The following is an 18,838-nucleotide window of genomic DNA, read 5'->3' as shown; positions in this document are numbered from 1 at the left end:
CTCTCATTTTTCGTTTTCTAATTCTTTGTGCTTTTAGCATTGCAACGAGTACCTTATTTCTATATAAATTCCCTAATTCACAATTTGGATATTCCTTTATTTGCATACTTTACCATAAAATATAATTAAATATCTTTTTTTGTTTTGAATTCAAAAAATCTTAAGAATACTAAAAAGTTAGGCTATGAATTCATTCTTTATTGTACTATTCCTACAAGAGTATAAGAACTGCCAGTAATTTTTATCTCATTACAGGTATCCTGTAGTAATTTTAATGTTTCATATCGATTATGAAGGACTTTAGTTTGTTCGGTTGAACTTAATTTTTGATAGTTTAGCTATTCCACACAATCGCAATCATGTACGTTTCCTTTAAATAAAACTTACTGCTTCATAAGAAATACGAGCACATATTACTCTCACATTCTTTTTCTTATGCCGTACTTTGTAAAGTTCCATATGATCCCTCCTCTAATTTAAACAAAAAAGCACAATATATGTGCTCTTCTCACTTAGCATATTATTAGCCCACAAGGTCTATTTACAAGTGATTCCTAACTTAAAGACAACATAAAAAGGGCTTCTTTAAGTCGATTGAAAATGTGCATAGCAAAATAAGCTATATACATTAATCGGCTCAAAGAAGCCCTTTCACAATTGAAACAAGAACATAACTTGCTTCTACAACTCAACCACAACTCGTAAGGTGTGGGAATAAACAGAATCAATTAAACAATAAATATACGTTTATATTAAACTATTTTTATATTGTATTCAATTGTTTTAATTGAACGAATATAAGAAGAGGTTTTATATGCAGTTGTTATATGTATTAAATAATAATGTCCCTATTTCCCCTGCTACAAATCCCCTCTTATTTTCGGTTCTTGGTATTACAGATTTTTCGAACGGGAAAGCCCACTATGGTACGATTTTCATAATAGACAAGTAAAAGCCTCTAAAACAATCTTGTTCTCTGTAAACAGAATACATATGAGGTTGGAGTAACAAATTCTTCTACTCCGTAAAATGTATTGAGTCGTCAAGCACAAGACGCTAAAACACATTTGAGAATTCACAATCTGACTCGTTTGGTAATAGAACGAGTGCCGTATCTGCTATATGCACTGGATACGGAGTGGTGATGGCACACCGCAATTTTGCACATCAGCGATACTAGAAATAGACTTCGCCTTTGGTAGCAAGAATCCCACTGACGTTAGTCAGCATATGGCTTTAGCCGTGGGAGTATCAATTCATGTACTGCATTTCAAAATATAGTTTTTCTGGTTTTTGATTTTGGTCTAAATAAAAAAGTATTTCTCTAATAGTTCCTTTTTCAACTTCAATATTTTCCATATAGGACTTACTTTCATTTTCTTTAACCTTTTGAAAAATAGAAGTAGGTAGCTTTACTGCACAAAATACCCCCATCTTACTTCCTAGCTTTTTATCTGAAGCCGCATCGTAGAAAATTTCATTTACAATTACTTCATTATCATCCGGATCGTACATGTACCCTCTTTGTATGCGTAGCAATGTATTACTCCTTTCTTGTATATTTTATTTCAATAATAACAACATTTATATATGTCGTTGTTATTAAAATCGGCATCAATTAATATTATTTCGTAAAACCCGTACTTTGTATAGAGGTAGACACAGGATAATTAGTTTCCTTAAATTATTTTTGAATATTTCGTGCTTTTTATATAACAAACAAGCCACCCTTTAAAAGAAAGCAATAGCTTGTAAGAGTGGCTTAGTTTATTGTGAATAGCTTTGTGTTTAATTGCTTAATCTTTCCCTCTGCAAGAGGCTGATAAAAAGCATGTTGTAATCCTTCTAAATGTAATGTTTCTCCTATACATAACAATACTTTACCAGGAATTAAATCGAGTAGTAGATTATTATTAATTTGTTTTGCTTGTTTTTCAGTAGAAACATAAATAACTAGGATTGTGGGGTTATTCCCTAAACCTTTCATGATGACATCCTTACCTGATTCTACGAAATCTTTCCATCTAGCGATAATTTGTCTTAAACGATCCTTTTTATCTGTTAATAAGGTGGAGTATATAACAAAATTAAATTCTTGATTTACTCCGCCCTGCGCAGCAAAACTTAAAGGAGGGGTAAAAACCCCTTTACTAATAGATGGATGCATAATATGCCCTATAAAGGAAGGAGCATAACGCAGGTGGCAAAGTAGGTCTATATCATGCCAATAGCGCAGATGAACATATTTCCCGTGATTATCAAGACGATCTGGAGCAAAGAAGAACATATTGCCTTTCCAGTATTTTAAGAGCTTATAACCATTATCGGATAACGTATATGTTTCTTCAAAGATCTCCATATCAAAACTCTCAACTTGCCATTTTTCAATTAGACGATAGTAAAGTAATCCTTGAAGTGCATCATTTATTTTCTTACGTGAATATTTGTTCTTGAATAAATATAATAAATGATTGAATCGAACAGATGTATGAACACCAATAAAAGTGAGTATGGCATACTGCTCTTCTGTCAAACGCTGCTTAAACTTAACTAATTCCTCATAAGAATGGAATACAAAGGATTTATCCAGGTCATGTATTCGATATATTTGAAGTCCCTGTACATCCTCATTTGACAAATGAGGAATAGATGGTACATACGTAGACAATTGTTTTTCTATTGTACGCATAGTCATCCATTAAAATTGGTAAATTGACGAATTAGATTTTTTACTTTGTCCTTGTGGGTAATTTAGGATACGCACAGTTCCTCTTCTATTTTTGGCATCAATATTAAGCAGCTCGCATGTAACAATGGTTTGGTTTATTGCATCTTCCGCAGTTGGATTGGCAAGATTACGACTCTTTAGTCCTTTAAATTGAATACCTGGCGCAACTTCTACGAAAATACCAGCAATTGCATCTATCCCTACTATTTTACCTACAAAGCGGTCATGACGTTTTTTTAGTTCTAATAGTTTGTCCATTGGATTTGTTTCTAATTTCTTTTTATTTCCTCTAAATTCATAACGACCATTCTTTTCTACTACTTTATCAATGATAAGTTCTATAACATCCCCAATCACAATATCCTCCGGACGTACAAATGAGTGTGACCATTGGGAGTACCTCACTCCTACTATTATACCTTGAACTTCAACTAGAACAGTTTGTGCAGATGGTATATGCCCAGAAACGGTTCCTGTGTACACCTTATTTCCTTCTTGCGCTGTTACTTCTTCATATAATCTTTTTTGAAGTGCTAATTCCCCTGCTGTGATAGATACAACAGCAAAGTTGCCTTCCTCCGTTTTCTGGAAGTGTTCAATGATTAAAGGCTTTGTTCTACCAACTAGCCATTGAGGATTTTTAGGAACATTTATACCTGCTTCTGTAATGGGGCAATATGCTGTTGTATGAGTACCAATTTGCATTGTTAGTACTTGTATACGCCCAGACTTTCCGTTTTTAGTCGGGAATAGCTTTTCGGATACGACTGTAATCAAGCCTTTTCCTACAGTACGCTCACGTTTCATACGGGCTAATTCCTCTAGTTCATAATCACGTACTCGCTCAAATTGATTAAAGTTTGTTTCTAACATTGTGTCACTTTGTGGGTTCTCTGTTTCAAAAGTCATTCCAAGTTCTTCTACAGTTTGAGTGGTTGTCTTATCTTCTGCCATTATATTTTCCTCCTAGAACGTAAAAAAGGACACACCTGTACCGTTGGGATGGTACGTAAGGTGTGTCCTTCACGTAAATTATGTTTTATTTATATAGTCGTTAATACAAATATAGCGGTATTTCTATTCAAATGCAAGAATAATTTTAAAATCATAAGTTTGCTATAGGTTAAATCAATATCTAGAATGCAGCCTTATTAGGGGTACCGCTAGTATTTTGGAAAAAAACACGCTAAGAGTATGCATAATTTTATACAATTTTTCGAGTAATTCAGTAACAAACGAGAACCCTAAAACCGCGACAAGATAGGAATGTATAAAAAATTGAATAGATCCATAGAACAAAAAAAGCGGACTCCCTGTGAGAATAAGGGTCCGTTATTTTTCTTTTTACCGATAATAGGACGTTATGTCAACTTCATATGTATACAATATACAATTTTTTCTCATAGGAATCACCATATCAAAAAAAGAAAAATATACGTTTAAACACATTTTAGATACAAAATAACCGATTCCTTATACACGCTAAGGAACCGATTATTTATTTCCCTACTTTTTTAGGGAGTTTTTTCTTGTAATGGTCTTAAATGATTAATTTAAGGTTATAAACTTAAATCATAAATAAAAGATAGAGTAAAAACTATATAAGAAATAAATGTAACAAAAACAAGACAACATAGAAACGGAGCATTAGATACATATTGTTCTATTCTTTTTTTTATTTTAATTCGTTTCATTTATCAAATGTGAAGTATCAATTTTAAATTGACCTTTCCAAGATCCATTTACTGTTCCAATTCTAGTTATATTTACATCTAAAGTAAGGGGCTGTTTAAACTCGTCTCTTCCTTCATTAACTATAACAAATGTAGAAACACCTTCTGGTCTATCGTTATCACGGATACCTATATCATTTAATTTTTTACCTGCTGCCATAAGTTCAAAAGGAAGATGATCATCTGAATCATGGATAAATGATAGTCTTCCGTAATTTATAATCTCAGGGTTTTCCTCTTGTTGCCCATTAATTTTACCATCACTTGCGAGCTTTAATCCTGATGTATCAAATTCAAATGGTACTAAACTTCCATCAGCTTTTTCCATTCTATAATGAACTGATATACGTAAATCTGATATATATAATTCTTTGAGATGTACAGTAATACCTTGATCTGTAATTTTTTCATCAATAGGAATATATTTACCATTCTTCATCATATCTTGTACGACACCATTTTCATCTGTTATTCCCTCATTGACAACTTCATCATTTGTAACTGCATTAGAAAAATATGAGGCAACATTTGTAGCCGCCACTTGTACTTGTGGAATCATTGCTGTTGTGAAAAGCGCTGCGCCAGCTACTGCTGTATAAATGAAACGTTTTGATTTTTTACTCATGTTTGTAAATAGTCCTTTCTTTTGTTGTTTTTTATGATTTATATGAGAAACATTGTCTAGCTTGGAACGACTTTCAAATGTTTTCCATGCTTGTTCTACATCAATTTTAATTTCTTGTGGTGAATTTGCAGATTCTTCATCTAGCATTATGTTTTCCCAGTTGTTTAATTTACTGATTTCTACTAATAAATTTTGGCATGCTTCACATGTATCTAGGTGCTTCGTGAATTCTTTTCTTGTATCATAAGAAAGTTCCCCATCAATATATGTTTGAATAAATCCGATATCATAACATTTCATTTGTTATGCCTCCTCTATTTGTTTATAAATCTTGCAAAATTTCATTTTGGCTCTGACTAATAATGTTCCAATAGAAGATATTTCTGTTTGAAGTATTTCTGCAATTTCTTTATATTGAAAACCAGAGAATTTCATGAGTAAAAGAGTTCGTTCTCGATTATTCATTTTATTTAGTATCGTTTGGACCTTTTTAATTTCTTCTTTTCTTATCCAATCATCGTCTAATGATGGAATATTTTGTACTTCATGGTATTGTATTTCTTTATCAATCTTCGCTTGATGCCTTTTTTCAGATCGCAAATGATTATAAGCTACATAAGTAGAAGATTTAATCAACCATCCAGGTATGTTTTCAATTACTTTCCAATCACTACGATATAATTGTAAAAAAACTTCTTGTGCTAACTCTTCAGCAATAGATTGATCTTTAACAATCCATATAATCTGTTTCACAGCATAAGCATAGTACTGCTTAAATAGATCTTCGAAGGTCATATCAGAAGCATAACTTTCCCCATTTCCTATAGTTAACATGTTAGTTTAAACCTCACTTTCAATTTGATGCCTGTATTATAGAGAAACCAGAAAAACGGATTTTGTGACAGTTTTTCTGATTTTTTTTTATTATTTACTAAAAAAGCATTCATCTAATTAAAAGATAAATGCCAAAAGGGATATGAAAACATAAAACTATAACTCTTGCAGTAGTTTTCTATTGATGTACAAGAAAACAGTTAACTTATTACTAAATTGTGTCTAAAACGTACAATTCTTTTTTATTTCCGATAACGAATTTTATGTAAATAAGCTGTCTAAATAGACAGCTTATTTTTTTGTTGCTTAGCTTTTTTTCCGAAATGCTGGCTAGACCAATACTAGGTTTAATTTAAGGTTTACAAACTATTAATAAAAGAAATTATTCAATTCCTTACTCATTACGTTTGATGTTTTGTGCTTTTGTTTCTCATTTTTATTAAGCAGCGACTGTGTAGTATTATTCTTATTTTTTTGCTGAGATTTTAACTGCTCTTGGCGTTCTTTGTAACTCATGGGGTTATATTCGGGTTGCTTCTCATCATTTTTCGAATGAGTTTCTCTATTTTTTTCTAAGTTTTCTTGAACCGTAATACTAATAGATTCGTAAACTTTTGCTACATCTTCATCTAGCTTGTTTTCTTCGGTATGATTAAGCATTTCTTCAACTGGAACCGTGTTGATTTCTACATGAGTTTCTTCTGCCGCTGTTATAGTAACGGGAGGTCCCTCAGATGGGAATTCTTCAAACAGTGTTTCGGTCTCATCAGGAATCATGGAATGAATAATGGTGTCTTCATTCCAATCTTGCTCTAACATAGTAATAGATAATTCTTTGTTTAGTTTTGCTACCTCCATGTTTATTTCATAGCATTCGTCCACAGGAGGTAATTCTATATCTATGGTTTCTTTAATATCTTCTTTCACGACCGGTTCTTTTATTTCAGAGCTTATACTTTCTAGATGTGTTTCTTCTGTTATAACAGGCAGTTCACCATTTCGTTGTAGGGCATCTATTAATCTTGATGCACGTGTATAACTAATTTTAAACGTATCTTGTAGTACAGAGATAGAGATACTTCCCGATTCCTTCACAAAACTTAAAACATCGTCGTATAGAATATCTTTAAAGGAGCTAGTTTCCTCTTGTTCGATTCCCTCGCCTTCAATTGGAATTGCTACTTCCGGTGAAATAGTATTGTCAGATGAATGAGTAGTATTAACACTTGTTTCTTTTGATGTACTGCTATTATTTGAAATTAATACTTTACGAGGACCATCCCCTGTGTAAGAACTTACAACTAGATTTTGTTCTAACTTCTCAATATATTGCATAGATTTCATATAGCTAATCTTGAATTTTCTTTGCAGAAAAGATGGCGAGACTTGTTGTGATTCGATAATAAATTCCTTAATATCTTCATACAACTTATTTTCAATTTCATTATCGACATTTCCCTGCTGGCTCATTGCTATGGAATCATTAGGTAAGGTTTCATTTTGAGACTTATGTTCCTTATAATCCTCTGATGATACAATGTATTGATGCTTCCCGTTTGTTTCTATGGAGCTATTATGTTCAATCTCAACTTCTCGGATAGGCGGTAACGGTTGTGTTTTCCTCTTATTTTCTGCATCTACATGCTTCATAGGATTTGCTTTTGCAATAGATTCATTAATAAGGCGCAGACGTTCATTTTCCCAATATTGGCCTGTTTCTATATCTACTTGAATGATTGCTTGGGCAAATTCTTCTTTTGGTACAAAGTTACTTGTAATTTGTTGTACAGGTTGCACATGATTGTCTTGTACAATACGGGCAGCACAGATGAATGCACCTTGTGCCATGATATCTCCTGGTGACATAATAACTTCTTTTGTTTTCTGATAGGTTGATCCTAATCGACTAACAGGATTCTCTTGCATAGGAGAAATACCTTGTTCGGATTCCGCCTCTTTAAATTCCTCTTTTTCACCAAACATGTCAGAGAAGATTTTTGCATCATATGGCGTTACGTCTCCAAATATCATTTTGTTACGGAATGAGCCCAGTAAGGTAAACATGTATTGCTCTGTGAAGTCGAGAGCTAATTGAGATAGTGTTTGGCTAGCAATTGTTAGAATTACTTTATATTTACGAGATTGTGCAGGGAATTCTTTAAATGGCCGCACCACATAATCCGGAAACTCATCGACAATAATGTGATGGTAAGGTGAGATATTTGGCGCTCTACGGAATACTGCATTCTGCATACTTAACAATATAAATTTTCCTAATACGTTTGAAAGGTCTGCTAACTCCCCTTTCGCTGTATTAACAAGTAAAATGCCCCCCTGCTCTAAATGAACATCGAAATCAAAATCGGATGTTCCAAATAAAACGCGTCGTATTAAAACGTTAGAAGCCAAATCTTTTAAGATATTACGTAAACCTTTAACATATTCTTCTTCTCTGTCATAATGCATTGGTTGTCCGCGATATTTCCCTGATTTATAAACTGCTGGTTCTCCTTGGAAGCCTGTTTTTTCACGAATGGTATTATCAAACCATTCATCAATACCTTTTATAATTTTATATTCATTTTTTTGGTCACGTGAAGCATCCCCGCTTTGAACAAAATCATATAACTTCTCTACTTGTACCTTTAAAAGTTTATGCATACGATGGACACGTTCTACATCATCATACATCTCAATTAAGTCGTCGAAGGTAACATCTTTTTGTGGGTTGTGTAGTTTTAGTAAATAGATATGTTGTTTAAGGTGGTTACGCTGGGCTTGTTCAAAGAACGCATTGTTAGATTCAGACAAACCTTGAATAACCATTGCGAAAACCTCTGCTACTTTATCAACTGGTCCTCGCAGAATGTTTATATTTTTGGTATCAGGATTAGTTGGATCGATATAGTAAACAGAACTTGCAGGGATCTTATGTGCTTGTACCAACTTAAATACTTTTTGACATAAATCATTACTAGGTTCAATAACAGTCACACCATTTAAATATGTTCCTTTTACTTCTTCTGTATCATAATCATTCTTTTTATACGCTGTTTCAAACTTATTTATGAAACGTACCATCCAGTGTAAATCTTGATTTATCATAGGAATAATTAAACTTGATGTTTTACCAGAACCAATCGGACCAATAATAATTCCATTTAGCGTTCTATCTTTTCCCTTAATACGAACCATCTCTTTATGCTCAATATGAGGCCCAATTTCTACATCAGGATATATTTGTTCTTCTTGGCTATTAAACCATTTTTGCAACTTGTGATTTTTATATTCGTATTGTTGTGCCCACTTTAATATCTCCCCTCGGTAACGAACAATATGGCCACTATACCAAAGTGTAAACAAAATCATAAATACTGTGGGTAAAAATACAAAAATCAAAGTGAGTGTGTGAAAATTCCCTGTTAAAACCTGGCCTATTGCCTCATATTCACCAAAATTAATATGTTTTGATTTATCCGTGAGATAAGGAATAACCTTTGCATGGATCGGAGCAGTTGCAAACCATAAAAATTGGATATCAATTGCAATGTGAGAGGTAATTAAAATTAACAAATTTCCATTTTTGACATGTAAAGCAGGAATGCGGCTATAAAACCTAAAGCTAAATTCTCCTAATAGTAAAGAGAAGAACATTAAAATAAGCGGTATATATGTAATTTCTATAGGATAAGAAGGTGGTTCAAATGCATAGTAAAGTAACTTTATGTAGTTTACTAGACCGAATCCAAATGAAAAAATAAATCCACTAATTAAGGTGAGTGTAGTAAATAACGGTAACCGTTGTTTAAGTGTCCCCATAGAAGATCACCTACATCTTACAGGTATATTTGAATTTTATGATGGAATGTGAAGCGATTATTGAATTCAGGTTTAAATTGCTCTTTTGATTTTTCTAAAAAGAATTTCGCCGCATCTTCGGTTTGTTTTAAATATAAATCAATACTACTTCTTTCACATAGTTGGTCATATTCTTCTTGAGAAAGTACTGCAATATTCACCTCTATTTTTTTATTTGTTACTGTTTCAATTATGACATCGTACCAAAAGTAATTTGGCTTTCCAGGAACTTGGATATCTTGTAAAGAAACATTAAACGTTGCACCCTCTTCTGTAATATGTTTAAGTACAAGTTCTGGGTTCTTAAATGCTTCTCTTGCAGAGAGCACTCCCCCATTCGTTGTTGTTGCAAATTGTAAATTCATTATCATTTTCCACCTTTCTCCATACAAAAAAAGACAAGCGACACCCACTGTAAAAACAGCGTGTGTCGCTTGCCTTAATTTCATATGTTCTGATTTGATTGTAGTTTTCATTATATGTTCAAACGTTATTCTAACACTTTAAATAATAAAAATCAATAAAATTATATAGGATTATATAGAAAATAATAGATTAATATAATTCTACAAGTTTACGTCTTTTCGGATGAATGTTATTTGCGGTACGTACCAGGATCGGTTCATCCGCTTCTATAGTGACACTTTCATTTTGTAAGGATAGCAGTAGAACGTTGTGATAAGCGTTCATTAAAAGAATATCTCTAGGTTTTTCACGTTTCGGATAAATAACAACAAGTGGAACGCCTTCGACTCCTTCTTTTCTTGAAAATATGACATCGTCTAGTCTAGCGATCATCCGGTAATCATTTTCATTTCCGAAAATAAAGAAGAAATCTTGGATAACATCTTTATCTCTCTTATACGTTCGTCGAAGGCCTCCATCTATTGGTTCTTTGAACGCTTGAACCCTTTCAACAAATGCGTAACGCCAATCGGCATCTCCTACTGAACGTTGAGATAAAGATAAAAGAATATCTTGTTCAAAGTTATGATTATCATCTTTTCCAAGGATGATATCTGAAATTACATCTCCAGCATTTTTAAGTGAGCAGACGTGTATATGTAGATTGGGTAGATTCATTAACATTTCATGATATTTCCGTATGGAAAATAATAGATTTTTCATACGCACGTATGGTGGTTCAGCATCTTCGGCAAGGAACATAGATTTGTCGTACATAACAAAAACAACGGTTATATTCTCATTCGTTTTTTGTGAAAATTCTATGTACTTACCTACTTTTTCAACTAAGGTAGCATTTGTCTCTTTACACATATCCATCTCGATATAGATATTTTTATCTAGATATGAAATATGTTCATCAGGAATCAAAGGCAACTGGTCATCCTCAATTGTCATATTTTGTTTCTGGTAAAAAGAACGAATATCCATTTTATATAATACTTCATTGGTTTGAGCTTTCTTTGTAGTCGCTAGAAGAGTACGGATAATGACTTCGCGTGAACATACTGTGTGAAAAGAAGTTGCTCGTGAGTACCTTCTTTTGGAACTTTTTTTAGGAATTCTCCCTATCTCCATTAAAAATTCAATTGTTTTTTCTTTTAAGGCAAATAAGGCGCGTTTCGTAATGCTGTCATCCCTTTTATCTATTTTTTTAGTTAGCAAAGCTCCGTATTGTGAGTATCGATCAAGCTTTGTAAATATGCTAGCTTCAGAACATTCTCTTCCCTCAAATGCACTATATAACATTGTGATTTGTCGTGTTGTAAGAGCTCTTTTGTAATATAAAACTGTCAACATAAAAACTTCTGCTTCTTTTAAGTGAAAATGTTTTTTGGTACCTGGACGTTTATATTTATACACTTCTCCGGACAAAGTATACACCTCTTATATTAAATTAGACTTAAAATAAATACCTATCATTTTTAATATACTATTACATCGATATGGTGGTTGTAAAATAAGAAAACATGAATAAGAGGTTTTGCTTTTCAGAGATACCTAATTTTGTACACCAGAGTTGGGATGGTAATTACACTTATAAATCTCTTATAGATTATGGGTGTATGTGGATCTATTAAACCTTTCGTATTGTTAGGCCGGTATACTACTAGACATCTAACAATAGTTATAATGAAATTTCGTTAATAAAATAATGTTATGGCGTCCTAACATTTATTAGATAGGAATAATAACATTTTAATTGATTACAATTATTCAAAAATTATAATGAGACTTTTAATAGCAAAAAGTAGCTTTCCCTATATTTTTTAGAAAGTAAGCTTTTTCTTGGAGTGCTCTCTCTTACGTTTGTTACAGATTCAGTGTGAAAATTTAACTTATTCTTTTATGTGTTCTATCTTATAAAATATTTAGATAAAAAATTAATGAGTATGTCTACATGTGCTTAACAAAAAGGTTCCATTCACATGAAATTAATTAGTTGTTAATTTTATGTGAAGTTCTAATTGCTATCATTATTTCTACTAAATTAATAATACTTTTAGTGTAATGTAAGTATCACTTTGATGTTAATAAGATAAGAACTTATTGTTAATAATTCAATTTACAGAAATGTTCCTTTTTCATAGCGATGATACAAATTTTTAGCATTATACTATTTGAATGTCTTAGTATAAGAGAGTATTTACAGGAATTTTAAGGACTATTGCATTAGTCAGCTTAACCGCTGGCTCTCTTTTTAACATGTTAATTATAATCTGAGATGATTTCTGTTGTTCATATGAAATTAACAGCCTCTTCTAATGGCTTTCTAAGAGTGACTGAAATTGACATGGAATTGTATTCAAATGAGGCACAGAACATATTTTTTCTGTCAACATATACATTCATGTGAACTAACAAGTACTAGGTAAAGAACAGCGCATTAACATAACATTAACAATTATCGTCCTTATAAGAGATAAATCCTTCAAACCAATTAAGTAATAAAAAAACTTAGTGTGAATTGTTATAAGATCTTCATGAAATCTCTTTAGTAAAATATATACACGCGTATGATAGTAGGTGCTTGGATATTGAATATTTTAGATGCGATTTATATAAGTTGTATAAATAAGATTTATATATAAAACCTATTTATACAGCTTATATAAGGTAATATTAATTAATTTTTATAAATAAAATTTGATTTATCGTTGTTATAACAGTGTCTATGTATACGACTTATATATAAAACTTATATATAAGTCGTATACATATTTTTGTAAGTCTCATGTTAATAAAAACGAGTGATTTTTCATGTATTTTTATCAGTTTTTTCTATAGTGATTTATTACAATTGATTAAAATGTAAATCACGTGAAATTTAAGATTGATATAATATGTATACGCATTATATATACGCTGTATATGAAAAGCCTTATAAAACATAGATTCTTTATAGGTTTATTGATACAAGTCTTATATATAAGACCTATATATAAGTTTTATTTATAATGACTTGATATACGACGTGTAATGATGTACTATGTTTCTAGGAATAATTAACCAATGCTTTAAGGGGGGGACAACTTGAACGAGGTTTTAAGTGAAAAATATCAAACAATCAAGTTTGCAGATGAAGTAGTAAACATGTTTGCTGATATACTTGAACAAGATGAAATACTCTACAGTGTATTTCTATACATAGGAAACGTAGTAAATAAACAATTTCAAGAGACAAAGTACATGAGGGGCATATCGATTAATGAAATAGTGGAAAATGTAGTTATTGATAGGAGAGTAAAGAAGAAAAAAGGTAAATCCTATTCATTAGAAGTTGAACGTACAAATATATCTAGACGTTCAGCTGAAATAAGTGTAAGTACACTATCATCAATGTCTTTAATCTATGAAAAGACTATGCACCCATATAAATTTTTAATCTCAACTTATAGAGGGCAACAAGTACTGATTGAGTTAGGGAAAAGAAAAAAGGTAAATAAGGAGAGATAAAATAATGGCAAAAAACTTCTTGAAAAATGAAGTAGCAGTTAAAATGACAATGGTTGGATTTGGTCAAGCTGGTACTAGAATGGTAGATAAATTTGCGGAATATACACATACAGATGGCACAGCAGTATATAATTGCTTAGCACTAAATAGTAATGATGGAGATCTAGCTGAATTAAAAAATGTACCAAAAAGTAATCAAGTTTCACTTAAATTAGGTGGTTTAGGTAAGAACCCTGAGCGTGCGGTAAAGGTTCTTGATTCAAATGAGGAAGCAAAAGAAAAATTAAAAGAATTTATTACTGAACGTGTAAGACCTTCTGATGAACTTGTTCTATTCTTTGCCGGTTTAGGTGGAGGAACAGGAACTTCTACAATCATTAAAGCTATTGAAGAATTTTCGGCTTTTCATAACAAACCAGTAATCAGACAAGAATTACAAAAAGTTGCGAAGCAATATCCAATGTCTGAAATCAAAGCAAATCAAGCAAAGTTTGCGAGAATTGCCTTTGAAAATGCTATTGAGCGCAAAGATTTTATTAAAATGGGGATTGTCGTAACACTTCCCGTTCGAGCAGATGGGCCCGATGTATTACGACAAGTAAATAAATTTTCACAGGAGATTTGGAAATTAGCAAATGATAAATCTAAAGGTGTAGCCTTTGTAGTATTTGCTGATAATCAGCACTTCTACGATGAATTTAAGGAATTAAATGAAAATGAGAAAAAAGGTATCGCCAATTCACGGGATTATGCAAATCAACGCATTAGTGAAATTATTCATGAGCTAAATACCGCTGCAAATGGATCTGGTACATCTGTAATACTCGATTCTCAAGACTTTAAGCGTATTTTACTTGAGAAAACAGGCTGTTTAGTAATTAATAAGGTTTCACGTAATATGAACCAGATAGAAAATAGCCATGCAATTATAGAGATGTTCCAAGAATCATTAAGAGGTAGCTCTTTCCATCCTCCAATTGATTTGATGAAGAAGAATAACGACGGTTCTGTAGAAGCATCAAAAGTACATCATTTTGGTATGCTTGCTATCTTAGATGAGCAAAAAAATATTAATGATTCCTTTATGGATGATGCTAAGGTAGAAGTTTCAAATAATCTACCAATAAACGGTACAGTTTTTAACGGATATTTGGTAAGTAAAAATGATTTCTTAGGAAGTGTATATACGTTCTATAAAACTGATGCATTACCATCAAGACTATCTAAAGGATTAGTTGAAGAATTTAATGAGTTTAAAGAAAGACAAAGCCAGATTCAGTTTACAAAGTCTCAAATTAGTACTATCGAGAGTATTGATGAGGATGAGGATTTAGGTTTTGCATTTGGAGATTTTATCGATATGGGTAGTGACGAAGAAAATGATGGTGGAGCAAATGAAGATGAAGATTTATCAGATTTTCTAGATCCAGATAAGATGTTTGGTACTACAAAATAATAAAAAAGTCTGGACTAAGTTCCAGACTTTTTTTGTTATTCCACAGAATTCATAAGAGATTTTATATAATCAATTATATTATCTTGTATATACTGTTCAATGAAAAGTTGTTTTTTACCCAAATCTTCCTCTTTTTTAAACCATCCTACCTTTCTGGTACGTTCATCTTCAGCTTTACTATTCCACAGGCCTTCTGCTTGTTTTCTTAATTCCTGTCGTGCTCTGTGTTCAATAATAAAGTTATCAAGTCTTTCTTGACGTTGACGTAATTTTAGAGTTTCAGCATCCTCTGGTTGCGGTAATTGTTTAAGTATACTGTCTACCCTCTCTTCATAACGAGACTCAATATGTTTTATTTTTTCCTCTAACTGTTTAGTTACCATTTTTTCAATGATTTCTGCAGTGGCCTGAAGGTTTAATTCAGTAGACACTTCATTTGATTGATTTTCTGGTGATACAGGTCTCAAATCGAATTGATGTGGTAATAGGTCAATAATTGCATCTAAAGACCATTTCTCATCCCTTTTTTGTTTAATAAATAGAGCAATTTCAAGATCTAATGCATTATAGAGTTTTTCATTTGTATTTTGGGTTCTTAACGTTTCGTGGAGCCCTTTTTCTTCTAAAATATTGAACCAATTATAAACGGTATTGTGATGACGTCCAACTAGTTTAGAGAATTCAGTTATTCGCCATGCTTTTTCAAAAATATTATCATCTAATATGTCATCATCGTTAATTTGATGGTCTTGTGATTCGTTTTTTTGTTCAATCATTGTAACAACCTCCTTAAAAATCACCTCATGAACACTCAATTTGGAATTAACATGTGAACTGAGATTAACATGTTAGGTATTACTTCGCTAATATGTATGTAAATCCCTATGTATTCAGTAACTCACATGAAATATAAAATTAACATGTAATTGAATGTTTGTTAACAGAACATTGACTATCGATATAAAATACGCTTGATTTGTTGATGCTATTGTTACCCCAAAGTATATAAATGGCAATGTTCTATCAATGGATACCCCTATTCTTTATGTTAGTAAGATCAATGATAGTTGCCATGAGATTAACAAAACACGTTACTTAATACTAATGATAAGGAAATATAGGTATTTTGTAAATAAGTTATGAGGAGATAATCAATGATAGTGCAGAAAAATAAGCCGACGTAAGCTAGGGAATTTAAATTGTAATGTATAATAGCTAGAAAAAAAGGTAATAATATTACCAAATTAGTAGTTTTTATGAGAGTAAATATAGCTAGGGATTTAAAATAAGAATTAATGTGAATGGACTTTGGGGTCTAATGTTTACTCTATGTCACGATCAATATGATATTTACGAGTATTTTTAATAGTATATGGAATATTTATGATAGATTTATGTCGATGTGTTAGCACCTATGATTTTCAAACAATACGAAGATGTGATTGGCTTAATTTCCAACAGGATAGCTTTTGTCAAAGTTGGAAATTATCCAATTTGAACAGAAATCTAACCCCTACTGACATTAACATGAGATATAAAATTGACATGGAAAGGGGTTTTGGTAGGTAACTATCAATGTCTTGTTAACCGAACTACCATTAGTTATCGCTGTATTAGTGGTATTCCTATTAAAGCGACTTATTTATATGAGGACAAATATAAGAAAAACTTACTCAAAATGACTGGATATGTTTTTTAACACCCTGTAATATCGCTTACTTTAGTGGAGAAACTAACATAAAGTTAATTATTTACTTGATTCCGTTATGGATATCTACACTCCTATTATTAACATGAAATTGATATTTAAATGCATCACTATAATTCATTGTCAATTTCATGTCAACCTAAAGAGGGAATGTTAATACAGTAGTTTTATATAGGTTATTGATAACTTGAACTTTGTACATGATTAGAAGTTTTATATTAATAATTTATTTATTATAAGTTCAAGTTACAGAATTAATAGCTATTAACAATATTCCTAATATAAACTGTTTTTTCAAGGTTGTTAATGAGTATTTATGCTTATTGCATTAAAGGTGTTAACATAAAATTGATATTTTACTCTATACTTTGTGATTACATGTCGATGTCGGTTGATATGTAAATGTCAGTTTAAATGAAAGTGGCGAGGATCTGAATGGATAATCCCTTAAATCTACACTATTATCATTAACATGAGGTTGATAGTAAAGCATCTTACTATATTCTACTGTCAATTTCATGTTAACTAAAAGAATGAAATATTAATACGATAGTTTTATATAGATTATTGATAGATTGAACTTTGTACATGATTAGAGGTTTTATCTCTTGTGGTAATTATATAATTTATTTATTTATTTATTATAATTTCAAGTTACAGAATTAAAAGCTATGAACAATGTTTCTATTAAAAAAGTGCTTTCCTATTGTATTTTATAAATATTTATACTTAATATAGCTGAGATGTTGATATGAAATTAACATTTACCACGGGTTTTGTTTTTACATGTAAATGTCGGTTGAGATATCAATGTGAGTGAGTTTTTCAAAGGAGGATTTTCTTATTCAAATGATATCAATAATAGGGATAATGTAGTTTTGAAAGTTCAAATGGTATATAAACATCCTGGTATTTCGTACAAAAGCTCCAGGTCTCTCGAAGTAATCATTTAAATAAGTGATACGTTAAAAGATTTGAATGACATGTAAAAGTTAGTTTGAATGAAAGTGACAAGGATCTGAATGTATAAGTGCTTGATTTCGTGTGTATAATTAACATGTAAACGATTATTGGTTGAATCTGTTGCAAATACCTGTACCACTATTATTAACATAAAATTGAATTTAAATACTTTACAATATTCTATTGTTAACTTCATGTTAATCAAAAGGATGAAATGTTAATGTGATAGTATATTAATAGATTGAGATTTGTATTTGATTAGAAGTTTTATATTTAGTTAATAAGTAATTAATTTATTAAATGTTTATATTACAGGATTAATAGCTATGAATAATATTACCCTTAAAACGTTTTTTTAATTATTTATGAGTATTTGTACCCATTGCATAAAAACTGTTGATATGAAATTAACATTTCTTTTCGGTTTTTAATTGACATATCAATGTCAGTTGATATGTCAATGTGAGTTCAAGGTGCGAAATTGATTTTTCTTGTTCATATGACATCAATAATAGAGATAATGGAGTTTCGAAAGTTGAATAATATATAAAGATTATAGCGTTGTTTATGAAAGCTCCAGATCTCTTGGAGTAATCTTTTGAATATAGTGGTCTGTTAAGAGAATTTATTGAAATGTAATAGTTTTTCTACATTAAGATGATAAAAATCTAAATGTATATTGCTATTAACAGATGGTTATTTATAATTTTTCTATTAAGAATTGTATCTTATAAGATGTTAAGGATATCTAATATATATACTTATTCTATTAAAATGTTGATATGAAATTAACAATTCTCCTTGGATTTTTCTTTACATATTAATGTCGGTTGATATATGACTGTGAGTGTAATTAAAAAGATGGGCTTTTATTGTTTACATAATATTAATATGAGGGTGATTGTATGTTAAGCAGTTTTAAAAATTTAATCGTAAATAATATTACGAGATTTTTTTATTATAAATGCAGATTTTAAGTAAATAATCTTCTGTACATGGTATTATTCTAAAA

General features: G+C 31.2%; 11 protein-coding genes. 2 read left to right on the top strand and 9 right to left on the bottom strand.

The window, feature by feature from the left end; all coding sequences use genetic code 11:
* Positions 1–1,251 precede the first annotated feature (1,251 nt).
* From ACZ76X_RS17750 to ACZ76X_RS17715, 8 genes are all read right to left on the bottom strand, one after another.
* Positions 1,252–1,539, bottom strand: coding sequence for a hypothetical protein (locus ACZ76X_RS17750; protein WP_080545637.1), 288 nt, complete (start codon positions 1,537–1,539; stop codon positions 1,252–1,254).
* A gap of 223 nt (positions 1,540–1,762) precedes the next feature.
* Positions 1,763–2,689 (bottom strand): hypothetical protein, encoded by a 927-nt coding sequence (locus tag ACZ76X_RS17745; protein ID WP_479851221.1) that lies wholly within the window; start codon positions 2,687–2,689, stop codon positions 1,763–1,765.
* A gap of 9 nt (positions 2,690–2,698) precedes the next feature.
* Positions 2,699–3,682, bottom strand: coding sequence for an RNA-binding protein (locus ACZ76X_RS17740; protein WP_479851220.1), 984 nt, complete (start codon positions 3,680–3,682; stop codon positions 2,699–2,701).
* A 726-nt stretch (positions 3,683–4,408) separates the two neighbouring features.
* Positions 4,409–5,386, bottom strand: coding sequence for a DUF4179 domain-containing protein (locus tag ACZ76X_RS17735; RefSeq protein WP_479851219.1), 978 nt, complete (start codon positions 5,384–5,386; stop codon positions 4,409–4,411).
* Between the two features lie 3 nt (positions 5,387–5,389).
* Positions 5,390–5,920, bottom strand: a complete 531-nt coding sequence (locus ACZ76X_RS17730) for an RNA polymerase sigma factor SigX (protein WP_479851218.1) — start codon at positions 5,918–5,920, stop codon at positions 5,390–5,392.
* A 369-nt stretch (positions 5,921–6,289) separates the two neighbouring features.
* Positions 6,290–9,739 (bottom strand): DNA translocase FtsK, encoded by a 3,450-nt coding sequence (locus tag ACZ76X_RS17725; protein ID WP_479851217.1) that lies wholly within the window; start codon positions 9,737–9,739, stop codon positions 6,290–6,292.
* Positions 9,740–9,756: 17 nt separating this feature from the next.
* Complete coding sequence (locus ACZ76X_RS17720) at positions 9,757–10,143, bottom strand: hypothetical protein (protein WP_479851216.1); 387 nt, start codon at positions 10,141–10,143, stop codon at positions 9,757–9,759.
* Positions 10,144–10,333: 190 nt separating this feature from the next.
* A complete protein-coding gene (locus ACZ76X_RS17715) occupies positions 10,334–11,617 on the bottom strand; it encodes a replication-relaxation family protein (protein WP_479851215.1) in 1,284 nt (427 codons plus the stop codon).
* Positions 11,618–13,276: 1,659 nt separating this feature from the next.
* Here ACZ76X_RS17715 and ACZ76X_RS17710 point away from each other — a divergent pair.
* Both ACZ76X_RS17710 and ACZ76X_RS17705 read left to right on the top strand, forming a co-directional pair.
* Complete coding sequence (locus ACZ76X_RS17710) at positions 13,277–13,699, top strand: hypothetical protein (RefSeq protein ID WP_016089810.1); 423 nt, start codon at positions 13,277–13,279, stop codon at positions 13,697–13,699.
* 4 nt (positions 13,700–13,703) lie between these two features.
* Positions 13,704–15,155 (top strand): FtsZ/tubulin family protein, encoded by a 1,452-nt coding sequence (locus tag ACZ76X_RS17705; protein WP_048530106.1) that lies wholly within the window; start codon positions 13,704–13,706, stop codon positions 15,153–15,155.
* Between the two features lie 35 nt (positions 15,156–15,190).
* On the opposite strand, the gene ACZ76X_RS17700 is transcribed toward ACZ76X_RS17705, so the two are convergent.
* Positions 15,191–15,931, bottom strand: coding sequence for a MerR family transcriptional regulator (locus ACZ76X_RS17700; protein ID WP_048530109.1), 741 nt, complete (start codon positions 15,929–15,931; stop codon positions 15,191–15,193).
* Between the last annotated feature and the right edge of the window lie 2,907 nt (positions 15,932–18,838).

Source organism: Bacillus sp. BC05(2025), from assembly GCF_056725905.1.
Note: the sequence above shows the minus strand (reverse complement) of the source record. Positions and strands in the feature narration are given on the sequence as shown.

Coding starts and splice junctions, on each gene's coding strand:
- ACZ76X_RS17745 (WP_479851221.1), bottom strand. CDS start 2,689: ATGCGTACAATAGAAAAACAATTGTCTACGTATGTACCATCTATTCCT.
- ACZ76X_RS17740 (WP_479851220.1), bottom strand. CDS start 3,682: ATGGCAGAAGATAAGACAACCACTCAAACTGTAGAAGAACTTGGAATG.
- ACZ76X_RS17735 (WP_479851219.1), bottom strand. CDS start 5,386: ATGAAATGTTATGATATCGGATTTATTCAAACATATATTGATGGGGAA.
- ACZ76X_RS17730 (WP_479851218.1), bottom strand. CDS start 5,920: ATGTTAACTATAGGAAATGGGGAAAGTTATGCTTCTGATATGACCTTC.
- ACZ76X_RS17725 (WP_479851217.1), bottom strand. CDS start 9,739: ATGGGGACACTTAAACAACGGTTACCGTTATTTACTACACTCACCTTA.
- ACZ76X_RS17720 (WP_479851216.1), bottom strand. CDS start 10,143: ATGAATTTACAATTTGCAACAACAACGAATGGGGGAGTGCTCTCTGCA.
- ACZ76X_RS17705 (WP_048530106.1), top strand. CDS start 13,704: ATGGCAAAAAACTTCTTGAAAAATGAAGTAGCAGTTAAAATGACAATG.
- ACZ76X_RS17700 (WP_048530109.1), bottom strand. CDS start 15,931: ATGATTGAACAAAAAAACGAATCACAAGACCATCAAATTAACGATGAT.